Here is a 26,184-nt window from a genome sequence, read left to right on the forward strand (position 1 = left end):
TCTGGGCGGTATTATCCCGAAGGCAGCGGCGTTGGCGGCGTGTTTGGCGCTCTCTGGTTCTTCGTTCTCTGCCTGCCTTCCGCGATGGTCTGAGTCCGATCTAGACGGAGATGGGCATTCTGCCACGGCCTGCGACAGAATGCCCATCTCCGTGTAGATCGCTCAATTCATAATCTCCACCATCGCCTGCTTCCAATGCAGGCGGCGGCCGTCTTCCCACGCGGCGCCATAGGCGTTATCGCCGAGCGCCGCGTGGGCCTGGGCCATCCGGGCGTCGAGCTTGGCGCGGTCGTTGGGTGAGACGACCATCCCGACGCTCTCCCGCAGCGCCGCGACGGCGCCCCAGAGACGCGTGGTGCTTGTTGGCGTTCCCTGCGCCAGTGATACAGAGGCAATCCCGTCCAGATCCTCTGCAATCCCATCTAAGTCCTCCGCCACTTGGAAGAGTGTCAGGCTGTCTTTGTAAAACGCGCGCGCTTCGGAGAAGTCGCCACGCGCATACGCGATGTCGCCTAAGCCGTTCAGCACCCAGGCGATGTGCAGCTTGCTCCCCAATTCCTGAAAGAGGCGCAGGGCTTCTTCCTGATACTGCTGAGCGCGGTCGCAGTCGCCGAGGTCACAAACGGCTTCCGCGAGTTTCATCAGAGAAAAACCGATGCTGTGCTGATCGCCCCCGGCCCGGCGGATTTCCAGGGCTTCTTCGTGAATCCGCACGGCCTCCGCGCTTTCGCCCCGGGCCTGCGCTAAGTCGCCCAGGCAGGTCAAAGACCAGGCGATATGCTGCGCACGATCCGCATCCCGAGCATGGCGCAGCGCCTCTTCGTATCTTTTTTGTGCTTCGTCTAACTCCCCCAAGGCGTAATAGACATTGCCCAGACTGTTGAGCGCCGAAGAGGTTGCAACCTTGTTGCCCGACTGCCTCCGAATGCTCAGGCTTTCCTCCAGCAAAGCCCTTGCGGTGGGATAATCGCTGAGCTGATTGGATATTGTCCCGGCCGCATTCAGCACGAGCGCTCGTTCCGGGGTTGCTTCCTGCGCTCCCGGATGATCCAGAATCCGCTGCAAATGCTGTCGCGCCTCTGCGCTGTAGCCACGCGTGTACCAGAACGGCCAAAGCGCGCCTCCCAGACGCAGTCCGGCTTCCCCTCCCTTCGGGTCTCTCGCGCACCCGGCCAGCGCCGCCCGCAGATTGTCGTGCTCCCGTTCGATGCGCCGCAGATTACTCTCCGCTTCCGGCCCCGACATATACCGATCGCTCACAAGCGTCATGCACCAGTCGAAATGCCGATCTCGAACGGCTTCCGCCCCGGCGCCGTCGCCGAGCTTTTCCGCGCCATATTGCCGCATCGTTTCCAGGAAACGGTAACGGCCTCCAGTCTGCTCATCGCGCATTTCAAACACTGCAAGAGATTTGTCCACCAAGCCCGTCAGCAAATCCGGGACCTGGCTGCGTCCGATCCCATTCCCCGCGCAGACCTGCTCCGCCGCCTCCAAGGCCCAGCCGCCGGCGAATACCGATAGCCGCGCGAGCATGAGTTGTTCCTGGATGCTGAGCAGCGCGTGCGACCAGTCCAGGGTCGCGCGCAAGGTTTGCCGACGAGGCAGCGCTTCGCGGCTGCCGCCGGTAAGTAAGCCCAGCTGATTGTCCAGGCGTTCGACAATCTGGGCCGGGGTCATCGCCTTGATCCGGGCGGCGGCCAGCTCAATCGCCAGCGGAACGCCCTGCAAGCGAGCGCAGATTTGCGCCACGGCCGGAGCATTCCCCGGCGTCAACGCAAACGACTGATGGACCGCCTGCGCACGCTCCACGAAAAGCCGAATGCTTTCATATTGGAGCAGCAATTGCTCGGGATCAGTCTCCTCCGCAGTCAGCATTTCTGGGATCGGGACCGAGAGCGAGGGGACCGCCCAGACCGCTTCGCCGGTGATTCCCAGGGCGGTCCGGCTGGTGGCGAGGACTTTCATACCCGCGCTGTTTTGCAGGAGATACCCGGCAGCCTGCGTGCATGCTTCCAGAAGGTGCTCGCAGTTGTCCAGCACCAGAAGAACGCGCTTTGCGCGCAGATGCTCGGCGAGGGTTTCCAGCAGGGTGCAGCCCGCTTCCTGACGCACGCCCAGCACGGCGGCGATTTGCGGCGCCACCCGGTCCGGCTGGGAGAGCGCTTCCAGGCAAATCAGCCATACCCCGCCCGGGAAGTCCGGGGCGGCTTTGGCGGCGACGGCCAGCGCCAGCCGTGTTTTGCCGATCCCGCCCGGCCCGGTCAGCGTCACCAGACGGGATCGCCGCAGCAGGCTGGCCGCTTTTCGCTGCTCGCCCTCCCGGCCGACCAACTCGGTGAGCGGGTGGGGCAGGAAACCGGCGATCACCGGCGCGGCGTCGTCTTGTGGTTCCGCTCCTGGCGCCTTGACGGACAAGCGCGCCTGCCGCGATTCTTTGCGTAGGCGTGCGTACAGGGCGCTGGTCCGTTCATCTGGCGCGGCGTTTGGGTCTCCCTGGAGCAGTTCGAGAAACTCTCGGTAAACTTCCAAGGCGGCGTTCGTTTCGCCATCCCGCGCCAGGGCTTCCATCAGCCCGCGCCGCGCCGTCTCCCACCAGGGCGCCAAGGTCACGGCGCGCCGCCAGTAGCCCGTGGCGGCGAGGAACTCTTGGGCGGCCTGCGCGGCCTCCGCCAGCGTCTCCAAAGCGCGAAGACAGCTTTGTTCGCGCGCGCCGCGCTCCGACGCTACCCACTCTTCGGTCAATCCCTCCAGCAGCGACCCCTGATAGAGCGCGATCGCTCGCTCCAAAGACGTTGGAGTATTTGCCGAGATCGCTGTATCGAAAAGGGTGACGTCAATATCCACGCCCGTCAATTCCAGACAAAGTGTATGACGGTGGGGTGACTGTAAATGCCCGGCTTGAGCGCCAAGCGCCTGGCGCAATTCGCTCAGAACCGCACGCAGGCTGGCGGCCGCCCGGTCCCGATCTGTGTCCGGCCACAGCGTTTCGGCAAGCCAGGCGCGACCGACGGGCCGCCCGTGGCGCAGCGCGAGCAGCGCCAGCAGCGACAGGGCTTTGCGCGATCGCAGCGGGGGCAATGGCTGGTCTTGGACGCGTACTTGCATCGGCCCAAATAGCGTGAGAGTGAGATCTTTGTTAACGATCTCGGGTGCGGTCATGATCGGGTCCTCAATACGGGAGGGCGTCACGGAATAGACGCTTCGGAATACGCCTTCGACTCGTCGAAACAATATTCCTCCCAAACCGGAACGTTACAATAACGCTCACCTGGGATAATGACGGCAAGTCTGAAAAGACAATGCCTAAGATGGAGGAACGAAAGCATGAGTACGATCACGACAAAAGACGGAACAGACATCTTCTACAAGGATTGGGGAACGGGCCGCCCCGTGGTCTTTTCGCACGGCTGGCCACTGAACGCCGACGCTTGGGATGGCCAGATGGTCTTTCTCGGCGAGCGTGGCTACCGGGTGATCGCGCATGACCGGCGCGGACATGGGCGTTCGTCGCAGACGTGGACCGGCAACCACATGGATACTTACGCCGACGATCTCGCCGAGCTGTTCGAAGCGCTCGACCTGAAGGACGCCATTCTCGTGGGCCATTCCACGGGCGGCGGCGAAGTGGCGCACTATATTGGCCGCCACGGAACGTCACGCGTCGCCAAAGCCGTTCTGCTCGGCGCGGTGCCGCCATTGATGCTCAAGACCGACGCCAACCCCGGCGGCCTGCCGATCGAAGTCTTCGACGGCATTCGCACGAACACGTTCAATAACCGCTCGCAGTTCTTCAAGGACCTTGCCGTCCCATTCTACGGCTTCAACCGCGAGGGCGCCACACCCAACCAGGGAGCGATCGACGCATTCTGGCTCCAGGGCATGCAGGCCGGGATTAAGAGCGTGCTGGATTGCATCCAGCAGTTCTCCGAGACCGACTTCACCGAGGACTTGAAGAAGTTCGATATTCCCACACTAGTCGCGCACGGCGACGCTGACCAGATCGTCCCCATCGGCGCGTCGGCGCTTCTCACGGCAAAGCTTGTCAAGGACGCCACCCTGAAGATCTACCCCGGCGCCCCGCATGGCCTCGCCACTACACATCAAGATGAGTTCAACGCCGATCTGCTGGCGTTTATCGAATCCTAAAGAGGGATCGGCTCGGCGCGAGCGGAATACGCACTCGCGCCGAACCAGACCGTCCCATCACATCCGCCCTTCCGAGGAGAGTATCATGACCGAAAGTACTTCCGTTCCAAAACTTGCCGATACCATCGTCCTGGTCCACGGCCTCTGGATGACGCCACGCAGCTGGGAGCACTGGGTCCAGCGCTACACGGACAAGGGCTACAAGGTGATTGCCCCGGCGTATCCCGGCCTGGAAGTCGAGGTCGAAGCCCTGCGCGCGGACCCATCGCCCATTACGGCGCTGACCATGCCCGGCGTGGTCAAGCACTTCGAAGACATCATCGGCGCTCTGGATACGCCGCCGATCCTGATCGGCCACTCCCAGGGCGGAGTGATCGTGCAGATCCTGCTCGACCACGGCTTCGGCGCGGCGGGCGTCGCGATCGACTCCGTGCCGGCCGAGGGTGTCTACGTGGTCCCGCTGTCACAGGTCGAGGCCATTTTCCCAATCCTGAGCCACCCGTCCACGCGTCACGACGTCGCGCCATTCACACCCGAACAGTTCCACTTCGCGTTCACCAACACCTTGACCGAGGAAGAATCCCAGGCGGCGTGCGAGCGCTACTACATCCCCGCGCCGGGCGCCTTCGTGTGGGAAGGCGTCCTGGCGAACTTCACGCCCGGCCACCAGTCCGTCTACGTCAATTACCATAACGACGACCGCGCGCCCTTGCTCTTCCTCGCCGGCGGCGCCGACAACATCATGCCCCCCGCCGTGAACAAGGCCAACGCGGAGCATTACAACAAGTCGAAAGCCGTCACTCACTACTACGAGTTCCCCGGCCGCAGCCACTACACCGTCGGCCAGCCCGGCTGGGAATCCGTCGCCGACTACGCTCTCGACTGGGCGATCACTGCGCAAAAATCAGCGGCGCCCGCCGCTGTTTAGCCGCAAACGAAACACGCCGCCAACTCTGCATTGAGATGGCGGCGTGTTTTTTGTTTGAGAGTAAATGGTTAAGGTCCAATAATCGTAAAAGGCGTTTTTCGTCCAATACGGTATGTGGAAAAATCTTTGCGATCTACCGTAAAAACCTTGGTGAGTGATAGGCGTTCCGCCAGCGCCACGAGCGACGCGTCCGCGAAGTCCATCGGCCGATCATTGTACTTACTCATCAGTTCCTCCATGCGAACGAGTTCGCTTGCGGAAGGATGAGACAGGAGCAGATCGCCTCGGTTGATGAGTCGCCAGAGCGCCTCTTGGGCTCGCCAGCCCGCTCGGTCCATGAGGATATACATAGCCTCCGTAAGTACCGGCAAAGTTGTGTAGAACTCACAATTTAGACTGAGCATCGTTTGAGTGCATACCGTGTGATGATCGTCGCCTCGGTGGAAAATAGCAACCAGTGGACCGGCATCCATGAGAATGTCAGTCATTGGATTGTGTCGCCTCGTACTTTCGGTTTAATATTTCACGAAAAACCTCTTTGTGTCGTGTCGATAAATTGGCTTCACCACTATCGAAAATTCCGATAATATCACTGTAACGGCTTTTTTGCGGCAGGTCGCTCTCGCGCTCGAAATATTGCTCCAGAGCTTGGCGATGTACTTCAGAAACCGAAATCCCTTTCCTTGCCGCCATTTGACGTAACTTATCCTGAGTGGTAGAATCTAGTCGAACGCTGCTCATAGCGATACCTCCATCGTTATTGTACCACATTGTATTACACTGTGATGCAATGTAATACACAGGACACTCATGCCCATCCGTACCTCCCAAAAAGCTTCGCTCTTCGGCGAGTCCGTCATCCGGGAAATGACGCGCCTCTTTCTGGCGCGCGGCGATAAGCCCGGCGTCAACCTCGCGCAGGGCTTTCCGGACTTTCCCGCCCCCTTGGCGATGAAGGAAGCCGCGTGCCGTGCGATCATGAATGACGTGAACCAGTACGCCGTCACGTGGGGCGCTCGCTCACTGCGTCACGCCATCGCGGATAAGACCGCGCGCTTTTACGGGGATCGCCCGGACCCGGAGCGCGAGATCACGGTGGCGTGCGGCGCGACCGAGGCGATGATGGCGGCGCTCATGGCCGTCGTCGATCCCGGCGACGAAGTGATTGTCTTCGAACCCTTCTACGAAAACTACGGCCCCGACGCTATTTTGTCCGGAGCCACCCCACGCTTCGTCACCCTGCACGAACCCGATTGGTCGTTCGACCTTGCCGAACTCACGGCGGCGTTCAACGACAATACGCGCGCGATTATCATCAACACGCCGAATAATCCGACCGGCAAAGTCTTCACGCGCGAAGAACTCACCCAGATCGCCGATCTCTGCCAAAAATGGGACGTCACTGCGATCACCGATGAGATCTACGAGCACATGGTCTACGAAGGCCCGCACATTCGGATCGCCGACCTTCCCGGCATGCGCGAGCGGACCATCACCATCAGCGGCCTTTCCAAAACCTACAGCGCCACCGGCTGGCGCATCGGCTGGCTTATCGCGCCTCCCGAAGCCACCAACGCCATCCGCAAAGTCCACGACTTCCTCACCGTCGGCGCCGCGGCGCCCCTCCAAGAAGGCGCCGCCCTCGCCCTGACCTTCCCCGACGAATACTACACCCGCCTCACCAACCTCTACCGAGAAAAGCGCGATTTCATGGCGAACGTCCTCCGAGAAACAGGCTTCCAAGTCTACGACCCGCACGGCGCCTACTATATCATGACCGACATCGGCGGCCTCGGCTGGGACAACGACATTGCCTTCACCCACTGGCTCATCGAAACCCACGGCGTCGCCGTCGTCCCCGGCAGCAGCTTCTACCGCGATCCGGCGCTGGGCCGCACCAAGGTGCGCTTTTGCTACTGCAAGAAGCCCGAGACGTTGGAGACGGCGGCGAAGTTACTGCGCGGCTTGCGGGGCGGGTGAGAAAAGACGATGGATGAAATCGCTGAAGACGACAATTGGCTTAACGCTAGTTTTCTCAATTGTCAAAATTGCCAGGTCGCGCTTTATCGTGTCGATCATTCGGGGTTTCATGACTGCCACTTCCTCTATTGTGACTCCTGCGCCATCTGTGCGGAAGTTGATTTTTATGATCCCGTTTATGCCGAGATCAATCGCTCTCTTGTCACAGATGCCGGTAAGTCAAAATATCGGCTTATCATGGATGCGATTGAGGAGCGATTGAAGCCTTGTGATTGCGGAGGCAAATTTCTGGCAAATGCTGCGCGCCGATGCTATTCCTGTGCGGCGGTTGTGCTGCAAGATACTCCTGATGTCGATCTCTATCCCGCTTTATTTGGCGTTGATCCTGATGAACATGAGATCACGGAACAAGAGGAGCAGGCGGCGGAAGAATTTCAAGCGAAGTTTGTCAGAACGGAAGATCTATGGAAGCCATAGACGATTACGAGCGCAGTGCGATGGATTGGTTTCTGAGGACGCTGCAACATACCAGCAACGGAACATTGTATGGGGCAACACTGACCGTTGCGCCGGAGACATGGCATCTCTTCCAAAGCCGCCAGGACTTAATGACGGACGATGAGCGTGCGGCAAGGCTTTATCTGGCGATGGACGACTACGCGAATGCTTTTACGACAAAACGGGAGCGTGTCAAAGGGCAGAATAGGGCGAAGCGAATGCTGACGCCGGCGATTGAAGCGCAACTGAAAGATGGCTCGAATGCGTTTCTGGCTTCCGTGGCGGCGCGAATTGTGCGGGAGCACGGGGCTGGAGTTCTCAATTACTGCCCGAAGTGCGGAGCGCTGGCGCGCACGCCACAGTCGCGTCAATGCCCTAAGTGCTTCCACTCATGGCGCAACGCGTAATGTGTTCGAGGTGGCGATCTTGTCTGAGTCGGACACAACTCCGGAATGTGGCGGCAAGGTGGCGGCGTTCCGGAGCGGTGTTTCTTCCGCGGCTTTAAAGGGGACTAAAGGCGGCCGCGAAATCGTTCGGTAATGGGCGGCGCATTTGCGCCTATTTCTTTAGATCTGTGATGATTATAGCGTAGCAATCGTGACGGCGCCGTGACGATTGGCGCCCAAAACGTGACGGATCAAAATCGATCAGTGCGTGGATCCTACCAGCGCCCAGTCGGCGCTCAGGGTGGTGGGGGAGACGGGAATGGGGCCGATCTCGGGGTCGATGCGGCTGCCGGACAGCAGCTGGGCGCGGGCCATGAGCCGGTCGAGTGGTTCGGAGATGGACGGCATGTTCCAGACATCTAACTGATCTTTCGTGGACACCAGAAGTCGATTGCCGGTGAACTCAATGCCGTCGCTGGAGAAGAGTGGGTTCTGCGCTGAGAATAGCGGGCTGATAGCTTCTCCTGTATTGGCGTCCCAAATCCGGCACATTCCGTCCCCACCCAGCGTAGCCGCCATGGTTCCATCCGGGCTAAATTCGGCTGCGACAATACCATTCTGATGGAGCGGCGCCGTCACCGGCCGTCCGCTCCGTGCGTCCCAGACATTCGCCGTACCGTCCGCCAGGACTGTCAGCACGCGGGCGTTATCAGGGCTGAAGACGGCGCTTTCCGGCGGCGTGGCGTAGTCGATCGAGAGCGGGATGGGCGTGAGACGCTCCGTATTCCATAGCCAGTTCTTCCAGCCAGGCGCAACGAACGTTTTCCCATTTGGGCTGAAGACCAATGAATGCGTCCCAGCAGGCTTAAGCATGCGTGGATGAAGCGTGTTGTCTCCCGTGAGGGGCCAGAAATAGCTGTACGTTTCACACACGGTGATGGCGTACCGGCCATCTGGGCTGAACTGCACGGATGCTGCGTAATCGGCCCGGTTTCGATGAATAACGCCCGATGCAGGCGTCCCGCTGGGGAGATTCCGTATCTGTGTCTCGGCGTTATCCAGCATGAGCACGAGATAACGGCCGTCCGGTGAAAACACCCAATTCACCACACGATTTTGCTGCTGCATGCTTGCGCCGAGCGGGAGACCGGTCCGTGTGTCCATCAGACGGACACTTTGGGAGCCTTCCCGTATCAGAACGCCCCGGCCGTCTGGGGTGAACGGGGATGTAATGTCGTTCCGGCTTGGCTGGTCTGGAAATGGCGGCAGCAGGGCGCGTCCCGTTGCGGGGTCGAGGATGCGGAGCGATCTACGCGCGCCGTCCGCTTCCCGGAGCATCAGCATTTTCCCGTCCGGGCTCAGAAATGCTTGGACCCCATGCAGAATTGGCGAGATCGGCGTCCCGAGCTTTTGGTCCCAAACCTGGAAGTCCTGTGAGCCGTAAAGTCCTGCATGGGGCCCATACGCGGTCACGAAGCGTTCTGAGCGGGGCGGAGGTTTGTAGCACTGGTTTTGGGTCGTGGCGCGGGAGGAAATCAGGTTTGCCGATGCGAGGTCGTACATCGAGATTTTTTTGTTGGCGACGACTAGCCTCGCCCCACTGGCGACGACGATGTGACTCTGGACAGACGTAAAATGCAAGTCCGGCTGCGGGGTAGAGGGCGGCAGCGCCCAGAGCCTGGCGGTTCCATCGTGGCCGGCGGTGAAGACATGGGAGCTATCCGCGCCGAACTGCGCCGCTACGAGAGGTCCTGCGTGACGCAGAGGAGCGCAAACGGCTGCTCCCGTGGCGGCGTCCCAAACGTGCGCCGAGCCGTCGTCACAGGCCGTTAAGATCCGGCGTCCATCCGGACTGAATGAGACATGGGTGACGGACCGCGTGTGTGTGAGCGGCGGCGTTACGGGAAGGCCCGTGGCGGCGTTCCAAACGCGCGCGACGCCATCCGCGCCGGCAGTGGCGATCCGCCGTTCGTCGGGACTCCAAGCAGCGTCCGAGGCGAACTGACCGTGCCGCATGAGCGATGTCAATTGAGTGGTGGCGAGCCTCGAAGGAGCCTGGGAGGAGAAAACGCAGGCGCCGGCCTTCTCTCCATTTTGTCCAAACATACCAGCGACCAGCAGACGCTGGCCGTCGCGGCTGTACGCCGCTCGGAATCCTACGTAGCATCCGCCCAGCGCTTTCGATCCTAACGCGGTAATCGTATGGCGACCAGGAATGGAGATCTGCAGACCGATAAAGTTCGTGGCGATGATCGTGGCTCGCTCGCCATTCGGAGAGAACACGATGCCGGACAGACGGGCGCCTGGAAGCTGTGGCCGCGGAGTTGCGAGGATCGGCTTGCCGTTCTTCTGGATATTCCAGATGTTCATGGCGCTGCCCCAGACCACGGCGATGCGGCGCCCGTCCTGGCTCCATGCCGCCCGTGTTGTCTGGGTGCGTCCATCCGTCTGCGCCAGATTGAGTTCCTGGATTGGGGCGAGCGGGCCCAGTGTCCAGAGCAGGCGGCGCGCGTTTAGATCCCACACGCGCGCGCGCGCGTCCTCGCCGCAGGTCATCAATCGGCTGCTGTCCGGGCTGAAGACGGCGTCGGTGATCGCGCCGTCATGGGCCATCGTCAGCGGCAGTTCACGGCCCGTCGCCACATCCCAAACATGCGCTCGCCCATCCTGGCCGGCGGCGGCGACGCGCTTCTTATCGGGCGAATACGACGCCCAGCGCAGCGGGCCGCCGGGCTGCCATAAGTACTGGATCCGGGGCGCCAGCGCGAGAGCGGCGGCGAAGCGCATTCGGTGCTGAACCATGCGCGTCGGGTCGTTGTGATCCAGTGTCATCGCTTCCACGAGGGGCGCCAATGCGGCGCCGGCATCGCCTGCGTCCACAAGACGAGTGGAGTCTTCCACATACGCGCGGCTCAGTCGCGCGCGCGCGAGCGTTTCCTCATGGGCGGCCAGCTTGCTTTGCGCCACGGCGCGCGCCGTGGCGAGGCGCGCGACATCGGCGCGGTTGATGGCGACCCCGGCCAGCGCCGCAACCAGCAGCAGGATCGCGCCGCCCGCCGCCGCCGTCCGCAGGGCGCCGCGCAGATACGCCTGGCGCTGCCGACGCACTTCTTCCCCAGGCAGGCTCGACAGCACCCAGGCGCGGTCAAATACCTCCGCGTAAATACGATTGCGGACGATCAGCCTGTCTCCAGACCGCGCCACGATCCCGGACAGCAGCAGCAGAGAGCAGAGCGGGTTTGCGGGATCGTCCCGCACGCGCTTTCCCTGCCGGATCGTTAAGTAAAAGTCCAGCAGCGTTCCGACATCGGCCTCACTGTGGAGCAGCCGGTTACGGACGAATGCGAGATTGTCGTCGGTTTCCTGGGCGGCGTGCGTCAAAAACAAATCACGGCAGCGGTTGTCCACGAGCGCGCTGTCGTAACGCGGGCCAAGCGGCTTACTGTCGGCGGTCAATCGTTCCGCGACACTCCGGCACAGGCGCTGCGTCATGTATGGGTGACCGTTCGTCCAGGAGAGGATGCGCTGGATCAGGCGCCGGGCGCGCGAATCCTTTCCCGCCAATCCCTTGGTCAGCGGCTCCGCTTCGTCCAGCGTGAAGTCGCGCAATTCGATCCGGCGTCCAATATTAAACGGGCTGATGCGCGTGTCCCGAACCAGATCCGTGGGGGCGGCCACTCCCAGCAGGCAGAATGTCAGGCGCTCGAACGCCGGGTCCTGGGGGCGTCGGTTGTAGCACTCGCGGATGCCCGCGAAGAACTCATCCGCAGAGAACGGCAAGATGCGAACAGCGTCGATTTCGTCCACGAACAAGACCAGATCAGCGACGGAATCGACGCCGGGCGGCGGCGTGAGCAGCACCTCCCGCAGTGCTTCGAGGAAGCGCTGCATTGGCCCCAGGTCTTTGTGCTCCTTCCAGAAGGCCATCAGCTCCGCCATTCGGCCCGTCTGCGTGGCCGTCCGGCTCAGCAGGCCGCTGTACCACTGCTCGACCGTGAGGTTCTGCCCCAGCGCCGTCAGATCCAGCACCGCCACACGCCGGCCATCTTCCCGGAGACGCTGCGCCGTCCGCACCATCAGGCTGGACTTGCCCATCTGCCGCGTGTCGAGGACATAGCAGAACTCACCGGCGCGCAGCCCGTCCAGAAGCTCGGCGTCCGCCCGGCGTACGACATAAGATTCGGCCGCCGGCGGCAATGTGCCGCCCGTGATATAGAAGTTGTCGCTCATGTGGAAGCTGGTCACCATCTCCCGGACAATCCGTCCGCTGTCCAGAAGAGTCTAACACGCCATTCGTGACGGCGGTGTGACGATTGGGGCGCGAAACGTGACGAAATGCCTTGTCTCCACAAGACTCACTTGCGGGGACAATCACTCATCTCTAAAACGCCGGGCGAAGAACGATGCGTAGAGAGGACAGCGGAACTGGGCTTCCTGTGAGGATGGCCCGGAAAGGATGCCGGCGGCGCGCAGGCGAAAGAATGATTCCGGGGATGGGCGTCCGCGGCCGTCGATTATGTCTCGGACGGCGTCGGCCTCGGCGGGCGCCCGCGAAAGGGACATCCACAGACGGCGCAGGTGCTCGCCGAACAAGCCGTCGTCGCCGACGGCCTCCGCTTCGATCTGTTCGGGTGGGATGCCCTGCGCCGCCTGATCCAGTCCCAGGCGCACAAGGTACGGCTGGCCGCCGACCAGCGCCCCAAAGCGCGCCAGATCGGCCACCGTCCACGGGCTGCCGTAGCGGCGATTGAGTTCGGAGATCTCAGTCGGGTTGAAGTCCGCCAGCGCCAGTCGCGTGCCGACATTGAACGGAGACTGGTTCGGATCGGTGATGAAGAGATGCGCTTCAGTGGCGTAGGCGATGGCGAGGGTCAATCGGCACAGCGGGCTGCTGGGGTCCAGCGAACGTTCGTTATGCCAGGATCGAAACAATCCAAAGACTTCCCCGCCGAAGGGGCAGGAGAATAAGCGGTCCACTTCGTCCAGCCCCCAGAGCAATGGCCCAGGGAGAGCGGGGAGGATGTGCAGGCGCAGAAACAGCTCCATGTTCATGTTCGGGCCGAAATCTTCGTCCCACACGGCGCGCGGCGAGACGGAAATCCCAAGCTGCCGCGCGATGTCGGCGGCCAGCGCCCGGTAGAGCGCATCGGGCGTGGCGAGCTGATCGGCGTTAAGCTTTTGGAAATCCGTGGTCACGACCGAAGCGCCGGCGCTGCGCGCCTGCTGAAGTCCACGCGCCAGCAGTGACGTTTTGCCGACTTGCCGTGCGCCCTTGACTAGCACGATGCTGTCGCCGCGTGTCAGGGCGGCATGGAACTCCGCGTCCGTCACACGCTCAATATAGAACGGCGATTGAATGGGCACCGCGCCGCCAGGCGCATCCAGTGTCAGCGTCTCCATCTCTTGCGCCAGCTCCCGAACCGGGGCGGGTGTCGGAACGGGAGCGGGGCGAGGCGTCTCGGTTTCCCGCGCCCGGCGCAACTCTGCGGCCAGTTCCACCGTGTCCGTCTCAAGCGTCCGCCCCGCCCCCGTCGCCGCCTGTGACAGCTTCTCTAGTACCCCAAGAGACTCGGCGTGACGCCCGCCCACCGCCAGCACCCTGAGCAGATCGCGTCCTGCCTCTTCGTCACTGGGCCGCGAAGCGAGCAGCAGGCGGAGCCACTGTTCCGTCTCCTCTACGCGCCCGTCCCGACGAGCCCGCAGCGTCAGGCGCCGCAGTACGTTTTCATACTGGAGCCGCCGCTGCGTCCGCGCCTCCACTGCCCAATTCTCTCTCCACCCATCCAGCAGCCCCCCCCGGTAAAGCGCCACGGCGTCCCGCTCAGCCTGCGCGGCCGCATCGCCATCAATTCGAACCAATCGATCGAACGCGAGCATATCGCACTCAACCCCAGTCAAATCCAGCTGTACAGCCGCCCGGCTCGGCCGTGTCAGTCGCTCCGCGTCTGGTCCCAGCGCCTGCCGCAGCGACCGCAGCGCCTGCCGAACGCTGGGGAAGTCGCCCTGTCCGTCCAAACTACCCTGCGCCTCGGCGGGCCAGAACTTCATTGCCAAATCCCGGGATGCAACAGGCTCCCCGGCATGCAGCGTCAAATACGCCAGCAGCCGTTCGCCCTCGCGCAGATGCAGGCCAGGCAGGGGGACGCCGCCCTGTGTGGCTTCAAACTTACCGAAAAACCGCAGTGTGAATGGAGAAAATTGGGTCATTGAGGATTGCGTATGAAAATGGGAGCCTGTAAACTTACCGTGCTCTGAAACTTCGACGCGCAAGAAGGATTTTCCTGCCATTTTACGAAATTACGCTTACTTGTCAGCTGGAAGCGATTGGGGATGAAGATATGGGTGGAATGGAGCGATCTCTGGTTTCGCCGGAAGAGATGAAGGCGCTGTGGCGTGTTGTCCGTTCTGTTTATGTCATGCAGGCGATTGGCGCTTGCCTTGGCTTAGGATTCCTGCACCACTCCGACAGATTTTCCGATGTCTGGATTGGGGTCGCCCTGGGTACGATGATTGGCTTTATCGTAGGCCTTTGCTGGCATTTCTCGGATCCCGATCGACGTAACGGTGAACATCGTAATGCTCTGCTTTTAATGGGATGCGCGGCGGTTGTTCTGTGTGTCTCGGGGATTGCCTTGACCCTAAATCCTCTTCCCCCTGGCGCCAGTTCACCCATCGGCGGGAAATAGTTTAGCGCCAGGAAATACAATTATTGTGCTCAGCAAGACGCTTCAAGACCTTGACGGCGTAGATTGGGGCGAGCCAGATTACCCCAGCCATCTCGTGACGGAATGCCATCGTCTGCGCACTGTGCCGCTCAAGGATTTCACTGCGGGAAACTTGCGTATCCTGATCGGGCAGAAGTTCAGCCTGGACTATCTCGTTCCTTTGGCGTTAATGCTTCTCGTCAATGAGCCGTTCGTTGAGGGGGACTACTACGAGGGCGATCTCTTAGGACCTATTCAAAAATAACCGCTTCTTCTGAGTTGGGGCTGATCCGATAGTTCCAATCGGGATGAAATTGACTGCCGCTGATGTTCAAATCGGCCATTTGCGCGTCTGAGACTTTAATGCCGCTCGGATATTCTCGGGTGTCCAGCTCACTGCGTACGATCAATCCCGTTGTGGTTTTCGTCCCAGCGATCAACTCCACGACCGCCATGCGACTGGTCAAGGGCGTCCCCCGCCAGTTCTGAGTGATGTGGCAAAACAATCGGTGCTCGATCTTATTCCACTTGGAGCACCCCGGGGGATAGTGGCAAACATAAATTTCGATCCCTAATTCGTCGGCGAGCTTCTGAAGCTCAAGCTTCCACATGCGAACCCGAGAACCATTGGATCCGCCGCCATCGGCGCTGATCATGAGCCGCTGCGCATTGGGATAGCGCGCTTGTCCCATCAGAAGCCACCAGGCGCGGATGCTATTGACGGCAAACTGCGCGGTGTCATGATCGACGCCCACGGAGACATAGCCTGTATTGGCGCCGACGTCGTAGACGCCGTACGGAACGGCTTTGCCAAGCTCGGGATCGATAAAATCGTGGACACGCACCTGTTCTGGGCATCCACGAGCGCGATAGTCACTGCCGGCGTTCTTGAAGTTGCCGATCAGTTCTTTCTTCTTGGTGTCGACGGAAATGACTGGCTGCTCCGCTGCCAGAAACGCCGTCGCCTGCTGGTTGATATACTCGAACTGAGCCTCGCGATCGGGATGACTGCTGCGCTCATCGGTTTTACGGACGACCAGTCGCAGGTAACCAATTTCTTCGATCAAGCGACTGACGGTGTTCTTGCTGACGCTATGGTTCAACTCCTTGAGGGCGAGCACGATCTTGGCCAGACTTTTGGAGACCCACAGGAGCGGACGCATCGGATCGCCCATGAGTGTCGGCTCGATCACCCGCTGGAGATCGGAAATTAAGGTCGGGTCCGTCAGAATGAGTGGCGGTCTCCCGCCCCCGGCGCGCCGCACGCTCCCTGCGAGGAGGGGCTGATGATCTAAATCTTTGAGTCCTCTTCCAATGGTGCTGCGGGCGACTTTTGTCGCCAGGGAGACGGCCAGGATCCCGCCATATCCGGCCGCGCGTGCTTCCGCCGCCGCCCATATTCGGCGGTCGCGTTCATCAAGATGGGCGGCCACGCACTCAAAGCGCGCCCGGATGGCGTTTTGGTCAATCATGCAGCTATATTCGACACCGAAAGCGGAAAAGACTCCCGCATTTCAGGATTAACAAGATTCACTTATATTGGACCAAGTCCTAAATGGTGTGCATATATTCTTGTAGTGCCTGCCGATTTACACCGCTACCATCGATGCCCCGCCCGCCTCACTTCTCCAGCCGCCTCCTAATCCCCGCCAGCAGCCGCAGCGTGTGATACTCCTCCGCCTCGCCGCAAGTGGGGTAGGGGAGCCTACAACCGCCCTGCGTCCAGACAGCTTGTCTGGCTGCAATGGCTACAGTGTCTCAATGCATCATTCCATTGCTTACACTGCGTTGTTAATTCAGTACATCAGTAAAATATATTCTATCATCTACACGCTCTTTAGCAGTCCATCCATGCTCAGTAGCGAAAGGCGTCAGCTTCACCAGGATGTTCTCCTCGCTTCCTACTCCTAACGCATCTTCAACATCCTCAATCATGACGCCAAACGACGCATATGTAAGTAAAGATTGCGCTACATAAAACGCGAGCTTCTGAGGAGTTTCCAGAAACATCCGTGCCTCTGCCCGTGCTTCATTTACTCTAACTTTCATGTTGCCCAAGCCTCCTCATTACCAAGCAGGTGGATTCGTCACTGGCGGCTCGCCGACAACAGATCCTGACCAGTCGCCGGGCGTTTCAGGTGCCGCTTTGGCCTGTGTCGCCGCCAGCGCTAGAGTCGCGTAGACCTGCGCTTCAGCAACATAGCTAGACCGCATGGCTGCCGCCGCTTGGATCATTGGGGCCTCATTTGCTATAAGCGTCGGAGTGAGCTCATAAGCGGACGCGAGACAGTTTTTTGCCTTCTCTGCGTAATATTCCGGTCGTTCCATAATCAATTCTCCTTAAACCAAAATCGATGCTTACTTGCCGGAGTCTACCACAAACAGAAGTTCGAATGCGAATCAATAGAAAATTTTTGTATCTTTAGTGCGTGGAGACGTGACACTGCTTCCACGATTACTGCCATGAACGCCATTCATCACTCCCACTCTATTTTTCTGATCAATCTAAATCACCATATCGCTCTCGACTCACTCTGCGCGCTTCACGGTCCTCTGCCGAAGTATGCCTATAGGAGTTGTGGATTAACTGATCGAGAACGTGGTCGAATTCGTGATCGCCATTAAAATTTCCGTACTTCTCTTCCCATGCGGGCATACATACATTTTTGTGAAGAATGACAGCAGCACGGCGTGGTATAGCTGTCGATGTTTGTTGGTCATAGAACCCAATCCATCCATTCTTAAATGCATCGGAAATAGGTTCACCACACAGAGCACAAATGAAAGTTGGTACAATATCACCTTCATTATCAAAAAATCGAATAGGGAATTCTGCTGCCATAGTTTTTCCTTAAATTATGTAGAATAACGGATCATTGGATATGGTTTGATCCGTCTCTAACTACCGCTACTAATAACCACCAGGAACCCGCGTGTGATGTAACGACTGTGTGAATGAGTGTTAATCAGTGCGTTGAGGGCCGATCCCTACATATTCCATCGGTTCCCATCGTAAAATCTCGCCCTACCGCTCTTCCACGGGAATATCCATTCCAGCCTGGATTGTTATTGCTTCCAAATCTAAAGTTTGAAGAAGGAGAAGCTTAACTAAATATGCCTTGTAAGCTACATGCCTAAACACTGGCAGATTAAGAAGATTATCTTCCTGAGAGTCGTCAGGGACAGTTCGAACGTATTGAGGATTGTGGTCTTCAATTCCGACCAGAGGTATTTTAAAAAGCCCCTTCAGTACATATGCGGTATGGGACCCATTCAATATGTCCTCAACCAGTTGCTCGCGTGATTTGACACCGCCACGCTCATTTACACCAAAACCGGCCGGAACAGCATACTCGAAATGGCTAATATGCTCATGACTATCACCTCCGAAGAAACGGATAAGTGTAATTTTCAGATCGCTCATCTTTACTCCTAAAATAGCTTCCCGCTCTGCTGATCGCGTTGCCACATGCGCAGTTCGTCGGCCACCATCGCCAGTTCGTCGATACTCACGATCGCTGCATAGCTGTCAAGTCTCATCGTGATTGCTGGGATCAGGCACAAAGATTTCAAGCCGGTGGTCCGCGAGGATCTTGAAGACGACTTTATTGTCGTCACCGTTAATTGTAAATATTCTGTCGATGCCTGCCATCGGCCAATTCTCCTTTCTTCCGCCACTTACCTCACCGACCCCGCGCTACCCCACCTTCCGAGGCAACGAAAGCAAGTTGTCCGTCCAAACGTCATCGCGCTTCGTCCGAACATAGGGCGGATCATGTCCTTCGACCACCAGCACCGACACTGTGTTCACGCCATCTGTGACATAAGCCTTATTGAACTCGCTTTCGTTCAGCCAAGCGACCATTTGCTCGCGCGTGAAAACACCGCACATCGCAGGAATGTCTGAACGACCATCAACCGCCCACCAAAGTCGGCTAATATGCTCGTGCCACTCGCCGCCGGTCAGTTCAACTGCAACAATTTGTATTTTGACCATGTTCACTCCGGTTTTTGACCACCAAGGCCCTTATGGAATCAGCGATCCGTCCATGTTGCGATGCTCGATATCGTGTTCATTTTCAGCTTCCCATGCAGACTTGACGAATTGACGTTCTGCCTCAGTCGCTGTTGCAGCCCACTTTATAGTGAGCCGTCCTTTATGATCTGACATAGAATCAATTTTCATTCGCAACGCAGCCGAAGCTTGCTCCAGAGCGTAAGTTAGCGTTCGTTGCAATCGCTCTTCGCTAGGCCGGTGTGCATTTGGGTGTATAAAAGTATCCTGCGACATAGAAATCCTCCCTATCAAGCTAGCAAACTAATGTTCGCCATCTGAAGAGGAGTCTCCTCCACGAATTGGGGAACGTATCGTTTTCAATCGCCGCCGCCTGGACAAATTGCCCAGACGCAGAGCATCATCGCCTAATGCCCTCCAGCAGTCACTTATTTGTCTTCCTGCTTTGCCTCCCATTCCGCCAGCGCCCATTTATCGTCCTGTCGCACAAACATCGCCTCTTTACTCAGAATGGGGCCATCAGCCGCGCATATACAGGGGACATCGTCGTACACCCCGCAACCTCCATGGCTCGCGCCAGATCCACCTCGTCCAGCGGCCGCCCATTAGTCCGAAGTGCCTTCTCCGCGTAGTCCTGGACGCGCTCGCCGGCAGGCGCCGCCGTCCCCGTCGAACCTCGTCGCGTCGGTTCCCTCCGCTTCGAGCCTCTGACCGCTTTAGGCAGGGTATCTTCCGGGAGAGGCAACTCCAACCGGAGGGTGGGGATGTAGTCACCGACAGCTTCTTGATCGCCGCCCAGTGCGCATCTCCGGCGGCGCGGACGGCAAGCCATTTTTCTTCTGTGTCAATCGGAGCAAAGTCTACCCTGACATCAAATCGCACTTCCATCATAAGTTATTTGTCCTCTACCCGCTTCCGCAGAAACACCATCGCCCGATTAAGTAGCACCTGATCAACTCCCGCCGTCGCCAGCGCGTCGTCTTCACTCTCGACGGTGTCACCGCTGTCTCATGACTATGCTCTCCTTAAACGCGACTGACCGTTATCCGTTCGCCGAGTATGTCTGACTCGCCTTTCGTTAGCGCTATCGCAAAGTGGACCGATGCTGTATTAACGGAGACGAGACACCGAGAAACAGCGCCTCCCCAATTGAGGAGGCGCTGTTTTATTCCCTTGTATAATTGATACTTAGACGTTTGCGGGATCTAAGATCGTGAGCCCGGAAGCGACACCATACTTTACGAAAGCTTTAGCTTCATAAGTCAGTATTGCGTCCAGACGATTGGCTTCGGCGACTGCGACGATACGACGCCATATCGTGTAAACCGCATGCGGTTCTGGAATCAGAACAAACTTTCTCTCATAAGCGTTCATGACAAGCGCTGTTTGTGTAGATGTCCAGCCGAGCCCATTTGATGCTGTCGGCCTCGTTGCTACTTGGCGAAGTTCCCCCATGTTTTGCGGGCAAATATTTAAAATCGTATTTTCGGCTGCCATTTTTGCCAGTATGTTCACCACCTCAGTGTGCTTTGGATCTGAGGGAGTAGCTAAGCGAACTAGGATATTGGTATCCAGCAAAACGGAGGAACTCTCAATCGGCATAAATAGCCTCGCGGGACAAATCAGCGACATAGCCGGGGCCAGCAACTTCGTCTGCGAGTTTCTGTACCCAGTCCGCAGAATCCGCGATCTTCTCCATGAGCAAGCGAAGCGCGTATTGGTCGAGCGAAAGCCCTGCGCGTGCGGCTTCCTCCGAAAGTTTTGCTTCGGCTTGCGGCGTCAAATCAAGTGTCAGTGTCATGCTTTTTCCCTCGCCTGGTGACAGACAGTTGTCATTACTATTTATGTTACCACGAAGTGAGTAGGGCGGCAACAAGGTGCAAACAAAACAGCGCCTTCCCGACTGGGGAGGCGCTGTTTCGTGGTGTCTCTGGCGGCGAAGCGTTAGTGCTTCGGCTTCTCGGGGGCGTGGTCCGAGGAGTGGCCGGGGTTGACTTTGGCGGTGGGGTCAACGAAGCCCTTGGCGTGGTTGACGGCGATGGCGGCTTCGCCGAAGCCGGTGGCGATGAGCTTGAGCTTGCCGTCGTAGGTGCAGATGTCGCCGGCGGCGTAGACGCCCGCAATGTTCGTCTCCATGCGCGAGTTGACGAAGATGGAGTTCTTCTCGATCTCCAGGCCCCATTCCTTGATCGGGCCAAGGTTGGTCAGGAAGCCGAGGTTCAGCAGCAGCGCTTCGCACTCAAGCTTGAACTCTTCCTTGGTGCGGTTGTCGAAGATCGTGACGGCTTCGACGTGCTCCTCGCCATGGACTTCCTTGAGCTCGTGGAAGGTGCGCAGGTCGATCGGCAGGCTCTTGACCTTCTCGATCGTGTCTTCGTGCGCCTTGAACTTGTCCGAGCGGTGGATCTGGGTGACGCTGACGGCGTCGCCGTGCAGGTTGATCGACCAGTCGAAGGCGCTGTCGCCGCCGCCGACGATCACGAGCTTCTTACCCGCGAGCGAACTCTTGTCGCTGACGAAGTAGTGCAGGCCGCGGCCTTCGAGTTCTGCGATACCAGGAATATCCATCTTGCGCGGCAGGAACGCGCCGACGCCGGCCGCGATGATTACGGACTTGGCGTAGTGCGTTGGGCCCTTGTCGGTCTCCAGCGTGATGACGTCGCCGGGGATCAGTTTGGTGACCTTCTGGTCGAGCGCCAGGGTGGGTTCGTACTGAGCCGCCTGCTCGTTCAGGTTCGCGACGAGGTCGCGGGCGTACACTTTGGCGTAGCCGGCGACGTCGAAGATGTACTTCTCCGGATAAAGCGCCGCAAGCTGGCCGCCGACTTCGGGAAGGCTGTCGATGATCTTCGTCTTCATACCACGCAGCCCCGCGTAGTACGCCGCATACAGGCCGACCGGCCCGGAGCCGATGATCGCTATGTCAAAAATTTCTTCGGGGTCGATTTCGTTTTCCGCCAAGGTAGTCTCCACATTTCCAAGTTTTTCTTTAAAATCTGTGCTTAAGCCCCATTATTATGGTGCGTACAGACCAATTTTGTCAAGGAATGCGCGCATCGCGATTTGACACTCTTCTGTCTTTCCGGGTAAACTATCGCGGTGTTTTTGTGTGCGCCGGGATCGAACAGGCGCCGGAGTAATGAACTTTTGACAACCAAAGTCGGTCTGGTGCAGCTGGGCTGCGCCAAAAATCAGGTGGACGGCGAGGAGATGCTCGGCGCGCTCGCCGGTGAAGGCGACGTGCAGTTCGTGGGCGACAAGAATGACGCCGATGTCCTGATCGTCAATACCTGCGGATTCATCGAGAGCGCTAAAGAAGAAAGCATCAACGCGATCTTAGACGCCGTGCGGCTGAAAAAGCGCGGCAAGATCTCCCGCGTCATCGTCACGGGCTGCCTCGCGCAGCGTTATGGCGCCGAACTGGCGCTGGAGATCCCGGAAGTCGATGCGTTTCTCGGAATCGAAAGCGCCCCCGCCGTCGGCAACGTTGTCTTTGGGCCGCGCCCAGGCATGAAGAACCTCGTGGTTCCGGTCGCCGACAAATACCCGCTGGTTCCCCCGGTTCGATTGCGCGCTTCGGGCGCCCCCTGGACCGCGTATCTTAAAGTCTCCGAAGGCTGCGACCATACCTGCACGTTCTGCGCCATCCCGGGCATCCGCGGCAAGCATCGCTCCAAGCCGATCGAACGATTGGTTCAGGAAGCGACGCAGCTCGCCGCATCCGGAGCGCTGGAACTGAACTTGGTGGCTCAGGACACCACGGCGTATGGAATGGATCTCTACGGTCGCCTCGCGCTTCCCGAGCTGCTCGAAAAGCTTTCGGCCGTGCCCGGGATTATGTGGATCCGTCTTCTGTACTGCTATCCCACGATGGTGCGTCCGGCGCTCATTGAAGCGATCAACAGTCTGCCGCAGGTCATTCCCTACATCGACATGCCGCTCCAGCACGGCGATGACGCCATGCTCAACAAGATGAAGCGCGGCGGTAATGTCGATCAGTACCGCCGTCTTTTTGACAGAATGCGCGAGGCAATCCCGGATTTGACCCTGCGCACGACCTTCCTGGTCGGATTCCCTGGCGAGACCGAGGAACAGTTCGACAACTTGGCCCAGTTCGTGCAGGATGTCAAATTCGACCGTGTCGGCGTATTCACATTCTCATCGGAAGAGGGGACGCCTGCGCATGAAATGGCGGATCCCGTTCCCGACGCCGTGATGCGCCGCCGCAAGGACACGCTCATGGCGATCCAGCAGCCGATCAGCCGCGAACGCAACGACCGCTGGGTCGGACGCGATCTTGATGTCCTCATCGAAAGCCGGCGGGGCGAAGCCGCCGTGGGGCGCTCGTTCCGGGACGCGCCGGAAATCGACGGCGAGGTTTTGGTGACAGGGACAGACGCCGCGCCGGGAACCGTGGTGCGCGCGCGGATCACCGAAGCGCTTCCCTACGACCTCTGCGCCGCCGCAGTGTCGCATTTGACCTCGTAACGGCTGCAAGATTTGCGTGACATTAACCCGTAAAGTTTCGGGCGCGCCGGGGCGCCGCACACACTATTTGTTTATTACCTCGAGGAGAACGCATGGCGACCACGAAGACCGCAGAAAAGAAGCCGACCGGCAAGAAGACCGGCGCGCAAACAGACGCCGACCCCAAGGCGGCTACCGCCAATGAACTTCTGATCGCGCGCTTGCATCAGGCCCTGGTCGCTCTGGGCGAGCCGGTCCGTATCAGCGAACTGGTCCGTGAGATCGGCGACGAAGGCATCACGACCGGGCTGGTCCGGCACACGCTGGACGCGAACCCCCGCCGCTTTGTTGCGGTAGACCGCCGCTGGGACATCGCGCAGCGCTACCTGGATAAGCAGCGCCCCGTGGGCCGCACGCTGGAGGAGATCGTCGGGATCTACGGCCAGCCGATGCCGGTTCTCGAAGCCGCGACGGAGCTCGGCCGCATCTATGGCCGTGTCCACGAGCACTTCGATCAAGTCGCGCCGCGCCTGTTCCGGGGAACCGCCTACTTCCCCGCCGGCGATAACGCATTCGGCCTGAGCTCCTGGCTGCTGAACGTCGAGAGCCCCAAGGAAGCCGATGTCCTCTTCTACAACTATCTGACCGCGGACAGCGTCGCCCCGTTCGCGGAAACCGCCGCCGGTCTGGACTGGGAGAGCGATCCTGTCGGCTCCGCCAGCGTCCTGGTCGACTCGGTCGATGGCGCCCCGATCGACAACCGCGTGGTCCAGTACTACGCCTGGAAGTCGCTGGGCGATGACTTCGACGGTCCCGCGCTCTACGAATCGATGTTCCGCAGCCCCGATCTCTTTATCGCGCTTCCGGAGCACCGCTGGGCCTCCGCCGCCGTGCTGGAGGATGTGTGCGCCGCCTGGGCCGCCCTGGCCGCGCAGGTCGGCGAAAGCGCCGATGACGCCGCGCCGGAAGTCAGCGATGAACCCGCCGCGCCCCTGTCCGTCACCGAAGGCGATCTGGTCGAACTGCAGCGCTACTTCGCGGACCGCGACGAAGTGGTCACCGCGCAGGAGCTTCTGGAGAACGTTCTGGAAGTGGCGCCCGGCGCCAAGACATTCGACGAGGATGTTGTCACTCTGACCGAATATCTTCGCTCGCAGCCCGATGACTTCATCTGGGTCGGCGCCAATCGCTTCCAGGCGCCGGACACCTTGCCGCCTTACCTGGGACAAGTGCCCGAATCGCTGACCTTCCCAGCTCTCCCGCGCTTCGAGATGGCCGACGGTGAAGTCCTCGATCAAATGCTGTCCGACGACGCCTTCGATCGCGGCCTTCAGGACGCCGTTCTGGACCCGATCGCGCAGGATGTCAACGATCAGGAAGACGGCGCCGACACGCTGTGGCCCTCCGGCGTTTCCGCCGCCTCCAAGTCGCTGCGTCTCGTGCTGAAGTCGCACCACAAAGAGATCGGCACCTTCCCGCTGGCTCAGATCCCGCGCGGCTTCTTCCCGGCCGAGCCGAACATCGTTGAAGTAACCCTACGCGACGTCGAAGGCGTGGCGTACTCGGTGTATGTCGACTACAACGTCCAGCTCGTCTACGGCCTGTTCGATGTCTACGCCGAGATCGCCGCCGACTCCGGCGCGGTCTTCACGCTGGAGAAAACGGACGATCCCGCCGAGTTCAAGTTCGTGTTTGGCAACGAGACGGACAAGGACGTATACGTGAGCGCCGATCGTTTCGCCGTGCTGACCGATTACCGCGCGGAAGTCGAGGGCGGCCCCGTATCGACCTACGATATTGTGCGCACGATCCTGGAGCACTACCACAAGGGCGCTTCGTTCCTGACCCTGCTGACGGAAGTCAACATCGTCCGCCGCACGCCGCGCCGCCTGCTGGCGAGCATTCTGAGCGGCTACACTGCGTTCTCGGAGCGCGCCAACCGCTGGACGTTCGACTCCAAAAAAGAGCCGGAAGGCTTCGACAAGAAGAAAGTCGAGTTCATCCTCCAGTAGCCTCTCGCGAAACGGCGGCCGCGAGGCCGCCGTTTTGCTTGGCTCAACATTCTCATGATTTACGCGATTGGGGACATACATGGGCAGGCCGAAATGCTTGCCACGGCGCTCAACTTTCTGATCCAGAGCCTTTTGGAGCCGCAGGATATGGTCGTCTTTATGGGCGACTATGTCGACCGCGGGCCGGACAGCCGAGGGGTCTTTGAGCTGCTGCACCAGTTCCGCAATCTCCACGGCGCCGACAATGTCGTGTTCCTGCGCGGTAACCATGAAGACATGCTGCTGACGGCGCGCTTCGATCCCGAAGAAGAAAGCCTCTGGCTCTTCAACGGCGGCTGGGAAACACTTGCCAGCTACGGCATTATCCACTCGCCGGAATGGTTCAGCCAGCTCCCGGAAGCCGACCGCGACCTGATCGCCAGCACTCAGCTGGAATTTCCCGCCGGCCGTTACCATTTCGTCCACGCCGGCATCCCCCCCGAAGGCTTCGAGCCGATGCAGCGCGATCCGCGCCTCTGGATCCGCGACGAGTTCATCGACAGCGAACAAGACTTTGGCGCGATTGTCGTCTTCGGCCATACCATCATCCCGACCCTTCAGCCGCTGGTCATGGGGAACAAAGTCGGCATCGATACCGGCGCCTTCCTGCCCGAAGGCAAATTGACGATGGCCGCCTTCGATCCCGAGGCCGAGATCGACGGAATGCCTGAGTTCACCTACTACCAGATCAACCACCAAAACAAGATCGAGGCGTTTCGCCTGCGCAAACCCAAGCCCAAACCCAAGCGCTCCCTGCTCCGCCGAAAAGCCGAGGAGCATTCCAAGGCTGAAGAGCCGAAGGCGGACGAGCAGGCCAAGGCAGAGGAGACTCCGATGGTGGAGGAACAGCCGCAGGCGGACGATGAGTTGAAGTTTGAAGAACAGCCTTCGGTGGGCGAGCCGCATCTGGAAATGCCGGCTGAAGACGCTGACCCCATCCCCCCATCGAGCTAAAGCTCGATTTCCCCCTTTCCCTGCTAAAGGCCCTTCGGGCGGGAAAGGGGGCGTT

Annotated in this window: 25 protein-coding genes; 10 read left to right on the forward strand and 15 right to left on the reverse strand. The window is 59.6% G+C overall.

Translation table 11 applies throughout. The features are described from left to right. Positions 1-162: 162 nt before the first annotated feature. Positions 163-3,231 carry a tetratricopeptide repeat protein gene (locus ABIZ35_RS02385; RefSeq protein WP_348218270.1) on the reverse strand — a complete coding sequence of 1,023 codons (3,069 nt, stop codon included), beginning with the start codon at positions 3,229-3,231 and terminating at the stop codon, positions 163-165. Between the two features lie 93 nt (positions 3,232-3,324). Here ABIZ35_RS02385 and ABIZ35_RS02390 point away from each other — a divergent pair, with 93 nt between their 5' ends. Together ABIZ35_RS02390 and ABIZ35_RS02395 are read left to right on the forward strand one after the other, a co-directional pair. Then, on the forward strand, positions 3,325-4,146 hold the full coding sequence (locus ABIZ35_RS02390; protein ID WP_348218271.1) for an alpha/beta hydrolase: 822 nt from the start codon (positions 3,325-3,327) through the stop codon (positions 4,144-4,146). Positions 4,147-4,231: 85 nt separating this feature from the next. Further along, positions 4,232-5,074, forward strand: coding sequence for an alpha/beta hydrolase (locus tag ABIZ35_RS02395; RefSeq protein WP_348218272.1), 843 nt, complete (start codon positions 4,232-4,234; stop codon positions 5,072-5,074). Positions 5,075-5,142: 68 nt separating this feature from the next. Here ABIZ35_RS02395 and ABIZ35_RS02400 read toward each other — a convergent pair whose 3' ends face one another. Both ABIZ35_RS02400 and ABIZ35_RS02405 read right to left on the reverse strand, forming a co-directional pair. Further along, positions 5,143-5,562, reverse strand: coding sequence for a PIN domain-containing protein (locus ABIZ35_RS02400; protein WP_348218273.1), 420 nt, complete (start codon positions 5,560-5,562; stop codon positions 5,143-5,145). After that, on the reverse strand, positions 5,555-5,815 hold the full coding sequence (locus tag ABIZ35_RS02405; protein ID WP_348218274.1) for a ribbon-helix-helix protein, CopG family: 261 nt from the start codon (positions 5,813-5,815) through the stop codon (positions 5,555-5,557). Before ABIZ35_RS02405 ends, ABIZ35_RS02400 begins: the two co-directional genes overlap by 8 nt. Before the next feature lie 69 nt (positions 5,816-5,884). On the opposite strand from ABIZ35_RS02405, the gene ABIZ35_RS02410 reads away from it, so the two are divergent. From ABIZ35_RS02410 to ABIZ35_RS02420, 3 genes are read left to right on the forward strand one after another with little or no spacing between them, the layout of a single operon-like run. Further along, positions 5,885-7,054: an aminotransferase class I/II-fold pyridoxal phosphate-dependent enzyme gene (locus ABIZ35_RS02410; protein WP_348218275.1), complete on the forward strand. Its 1,170-nt coding sequence runs from the start codon at positions 5,885-5,887 to the stop codon at positions 7,052-7,054. 9 nt (positions 7,055-7,063) lie between these two features. Then, positions 7,064-7,531: a hypothetical protein gene (locus ABIZ35_RS02415; RefSeq protein ID WP_348218276.1), complete on the forward strand. Its 468-nt coding sequence runs from the start codon at positions 7,064-7,066 to the stop codon at positions 7,529-7,531. Beyond that, the gene (locus tag ABIZ35_RS02420; RefSeq protein WP_348218277.1) at positions 7,519-7,959 is read left to right on the forward strand and encodes a hypothetical protein; all 441 of its coding nucleotides are present in this window, start codon (positions 7,519-7,521) and stop codon (positions 7,957-7,959) included. The genes ABIZ35_RS02415 and ABIZ35_RS02420 overlap by 13 nt, the downstream gene beginning before the upstream one ends. A 240-nt stretch (positions 7,960-8,199) precedes the next feature. On the opposite strand, the gene ABIZ35_RS02425 is transcribed toward ABIZ35_RS02420, so the two are convergent. Then, positions 8,200-12,186, reverse strand: a complete 3,987-nt coding sequence (locus tag ABIZ35_RS02425; RefSeq protein WP_348218278.1) for an AAA-like domain-containing protein — start codon at positions 12,184-12,186, stop codon at positions 8,200-8,202. 123 nt (positions 12,187-12,309) lie between these two features. Continuing rightward, entirely contained in the window at positions 12,310-14,145 is a 1,836-nt protein-coding gene (locus tag ABIZ35_RS02430) for an AAA-like domain-containing protein (RefSeq protein ID WP_348218279.1), read from the reverse strand. A gap of 140 nt (positions 14,146-14,285) precedes the next feature. On the opposite strand from ABIZ35_RS02430, the gene ABIZ35_RS02435 reads away from it, so the two are divergent. Continuing rightward, positions 14,286-14,624, forward strand: coding sequence for a hypothetical protein (locus ABIZ35_RS02435; RefSeq protein WP_348218280.1), 339 nt, complete (start codon positions 14,286-14,288; stop codon positions 14,622-14,624). Positions 14,625-14,649: 25 nt separating this feature from the next. Beyond that, positions 14,650-14,907: a contact-dependent growth inhibition system immunity protein gene (locus tag ABIZ35_RS02440; RefSeq protein WP_348218281.1), complete on the forward strand. Its 258-nt coding sequence runs from the start codon at positions 14,650-14,652 to the stop codon at positions 14,905-14,907. Here ABIZ35_RS02440 and ABIZ35_RS02445 read toward each other — a convergent pair. From ABIZ35_RS02445 to ABIZ35_RS02490, 10 genes are all read right to left on the reverse strand, one after another. Next, positions 14,894-16,114: an ISAzo13 family transposase gene (locus ABIZ35_RS02445; protein WP_348218282.1), complete on the reverse strand. Its 1,221-nt coding sequence runs from the start codon at positions 16,112-16,114 to the stop codon at positions 14,894-14,896. The genes ABIZ35_RS02440 and ABIZ35_RS02445 overlap by 14 nt on opposite strands. Positions 16,115-16,433: 319 nt before the next feature. Next, positions 16,434-16,691: a hypothetical protein gene (locus ABIZ35_RS02450; RefSeq protein WP_348218283.1), complete on the reverse strand. Its 258-nt coding sequence runs from the start codon at positions 16,689-16,691 to the stop codon at positions 16,434-16,436. 18 nt (positions 16,692-16,709) lie between these two features. Next, positions 16,710-16,970 (reverse strand): hypothetical protein, encoded by a 261-nt coding sequence (locus ABIZ35_RS02455; protein WP_348218284.1) that lies wholly within the window; start codon positions 16,968-16,970, stop codon positions 16,710-16,712. A gap of 172 nt (positions 16,971-17,142) precedes the next feature. After that, complete coding sequence (locus tag ABIZ35_RS02460) at positions 17,143-17,484, reverse strand: hypothetical protein (protein ID WP_348218285.1); 342 nt, start codon at positions 17,482-17,484, stop codon at positions 17,143-17,145. 183 nt (positions 17,485-17,667) lie between these two features. Continuing rightward, the gene (locus ABIZ35_RS02465; protein ID WP_348218286.1) at positions 17,668-18,066 is read right to left on the reverse strand and encodes a DUF3892 domain-containing protein; all 399 of its coding nucleotides are present in this window, start codon (positions 18,064-18,066) and stop codon (positions 17,668-17,670) included. 273 nt (positions 18,067-18,339) lie between these two features. Then, positions 18,340-18,639: a DUF3892 domain-containing protein gene (locus ABIZ35_RS02470; RefSeq protein WP_348218287.1), complete on the reverse strand. Its 300-nt coding sequence runs from the start codon at positions 18,637-18,639 to the stop codon at positions 18,340-18,342. A 30-nt stretch (positions 18,640-18,669) separates the two neighbouring features. Then, positions 18,670-18,933: a hypothetical protein gene (locus ABIZ35_RS02475; RefSeq protein WP_348218288.1), complete on the reverse strand. Its 264-nt coding sequence runs from the start codon at positions 18,931-18,933 to the stop codon at positions 18,670-18,672. Positions 18,934-19,845: 912 nt separating this feature from the next. Beyond that, complete coding sequence (locus tag ABIZ35_RS02480; RefSeq protein WP_348218289.1) at positions 19,846-20,259, reverse strand: PIN domain-containing protein; 414 nt, start codon at positions 20,257-20,259, stop codon at positions 19,846-19,848. Continuing rightward, complete coding sequence (locus ABIZ35_RS02485; protein ID WP_348218290.1) at positions 20,249-20,458, reverse strand: hypothetical protein; 210 nt, start codon at positions 20,456-20,458, stop codon at positions 20,249-20,251. Before ABIZ35_RS02485 ends, ABIZ35_RS02480 begins: the two co-directional genes overlap by 11 nt. Before the next feature lie 143 nt (positions 20,459-20,601). Continuing rightward, complete coding sequence (locus ABIZ35_RS02490) at positions 20,602-21,618, reverse strand: NAD(P)/FAD-dependent oxidoreductase (RefSeq protein ID WP_348218291.1); 1,017 nt, start codon at positions 21,616-21,618, stop codon at positions 20,602-20,604. Between the two features lie 186 nt (positions 21,619-21,804). Between ABIZ35_RS02490 and rimO the strand changes: the two genes are divergently transcribed. The 3 genes from rimO (at position 21,805) to ABIZ35_RS02505 (ending at position 26,129) form a co-directional block, all read left to right on the forward strand. Further along, positions 21,805-23,145 (forward strand): 30S ribosomal protein S12 methylthiotransferase RimO, encoded by a 1,341-nt coding sequence (gene rimO, locus ABIZ35_RS02495; RefSeq protein ID WP_348218292.1) that lies wholly within the window; start codon positions 21,805-21,807, stop codon positions 23,143-23,145. Between the two features lie 92 nt (positions 23,146-23,237). Beyond that, the gene (locus ABIZ35_RS02500; protein WP_348218293.1) at positions 23,238-25,136 is read left to right on the forward strand and encodes a hypothetical protein; all 1,899 of its coding nucleotides are present in this window, start codon (positions 23,238-23,240) and stop codon (positions 25,134-25,136) included. A gap of 54 nt (positions 25,137-25,190) precedes the next feature. Continuing rightward, positions 25,191-26,129 (forward strand): metallophosphoesterase, encoded by a 939-nt coding sequence (locus ABIZ35_RS02505; protein WP_348218294.1) that lies wholly within the window; start codon positions 25,191-25,193, stop codon positions 26,127-26,129. Positions 26,130-26,184 lie beyond the last annotated feature (55 nt).

Origin of the sequence: Capsulimonas sp. (assembly GCF_039929585.1) — a bacterium.
Classification (GTDB): domain Bacteria; phylum Armatimonadota; class Armatimonadia; order Armatimonadales; family Capsulimonadaceae; genus Capsulimonas.

What these genes read in the sequence shown, in the direction of transcription:
- ABIZ35_RS02410 (WP_348218275.1), top strand. Translation starts at nt 5,885, where the DNA reads ATGCCCATCCGTACCTCCCAAAAAGCTTCGCTCTTCGGCGAGTCCGTC.
- ABIZ35_RS02395 (WP_348218272.1), top strand. Translation starts at nt 4,232, where the DNA reads ATGACCGAAAGTACTTCCGTTCCAAAACTTGCCGATACCATCGTCCTG.
- ABIZ35_RS02405 (WP_348218274.1), bottom strand. Translation starts at nt 5,815, where the DNA reads ATGAGCAGCGTTCGACTAGATTCTACCACTCAGGATAAGTTACGTCAA.
- ABIZ35_RS02430 (WP_348218279.1), bottom strand. Translation starts at nt 14,145, where the DNA reads ATGACCCAATTTTCTCCATTCACACTGCGGTTTTTCGGTAAGTTTGAA.
- ABIZ35_RS02445 (WP_348218282.1), bottom strand. Translation starts at nt 16,114, where the DNA reads ATGATTGACCAAAACGCCATCCGGGCGCGCTTTGAGTGCGTGGCCGCC.
- ABIZ35_RS02480 (WP_348218289.1), bottom strand. Translation starts at nt 20,259, where the DNA reads ATGCCGATTGAGAGTTCCTCCGTTTTGCTGGATACCAATATCCTAGTT.
- ABIZ35_RS02450 (WP_348218283.1), bottom strand. Translation starts at nt 16,691, where the DNA reads ATGAAAGTTAGAGTAAATGAAGCACGGGCAGAGGCACGGATGTTTCTG.
- ABIZ35_RS02465 (WP_348218286.1), bottom strand. Translation starts at nt 18,066, where the DNA reads ATGAGCGATCTGAAAATTACACTTATCCGTTTCTTCGGAGGTGATAGT.
- ABIZ35_RS02425 (WP_348218278.1), bottom strand. Translation starts at nt 12,186, where the DNA reads ATGGTGACCAGCTTCCACATGAGCGACAACTTCTATATCACGGGCGGC.
- ABIZ35_RS02420 (WP_348218277.1), top strand. Translation starts at nt 7,519, where the DNA reads ATGGAAGCCATAGACGATTACGAGCGCAGTGCGATGGATTGGTTTCTG.
- ABIZ35_RS02415 (WP_348218276.1), top strand. Translation starts at nt 7,064, where the DNA reads ATGGATGAAATCGCTGAAGACGACAATTGGCTTAACGCTAGTTTTCTC.
- ABIZ35_RS02435 (WP_348218280.1), top strand. Translation starts at nt 14,286, where the DNA reads ATGGAGCGATCTCTGGTTTCGCCGGAAGAGATGAAGGCGCTGTGGCGT.
- ABIZ35_RS02500 (WP_348218293.1), top strand. Translation starts at nt 23,238, where the DNA reads ATGGCGACCACGAAGACCGCAGAAAAGAAGCCGACCGGCAAGAAGACC.
- ABIZ35_RS02390 (WP_348218271.1), top strand. Translation starts at nt 3,325, where the DNA reads ATGAGTACGATCACGACAAAAGACGGAACAGACATCTTCTACAAGGAT.
- ABIZ35_RS02505 (WP_348218294.1), top strand. Translation starts at nt 25,191, where the DNA reads ATGATTTACGCGATTGGGGACATACATGGGCAGGCCGAAATGCTTGCC.
- ABIZ35_RS02400 (WP_348218273.1), bottom strand. Translation starts at nt 5,562, where the DNA reads ATGACTGACATTCTCATGGATGCCGGTCCACTGGTTGCTATTTTCCAC.
- ABIZ35_RS02475 (WP_348218288.1), bottom strand. Translation starts at nt 18,933, where the DNA reads ATGTCGCAGGATACTTTTATACACCCAAATGCACACCGGCCTAGCGAA.
- ABIZ35_RS02485 (WP_348218290.1), bottom strand. Translation starts at nt 20,458, where the DNA reads ATGACACTGACACTTGATTTGACGCCGCAAGCCGAAGCAAAACTTTCG.
- ABIZ35_RS02455 (WP_348218284.1), bottom strand. Translation starts at nt 16,970, where the DNA reads ATGGAACGACCGGAATATTACGCAGAGAAGGCAAAAAACTGTCTCGCG.
- ABIZ35_RS02470 (WP_348218287.1), bottom strand. Translation starts at nt 18,639, where the DNA reads ATGGTCAAAATACAAATTGTTGCAGTTGAACTGACCGGCGGCGAGTGG.
- ABIZ35_RS02460 (WP_348218285.1), bottom strand. Translation starts at nt 17,484, where the DNA reads ATGGCAGCAGAATTCCCTATTCGATTTTTTGATAATGAAGGTGATATT.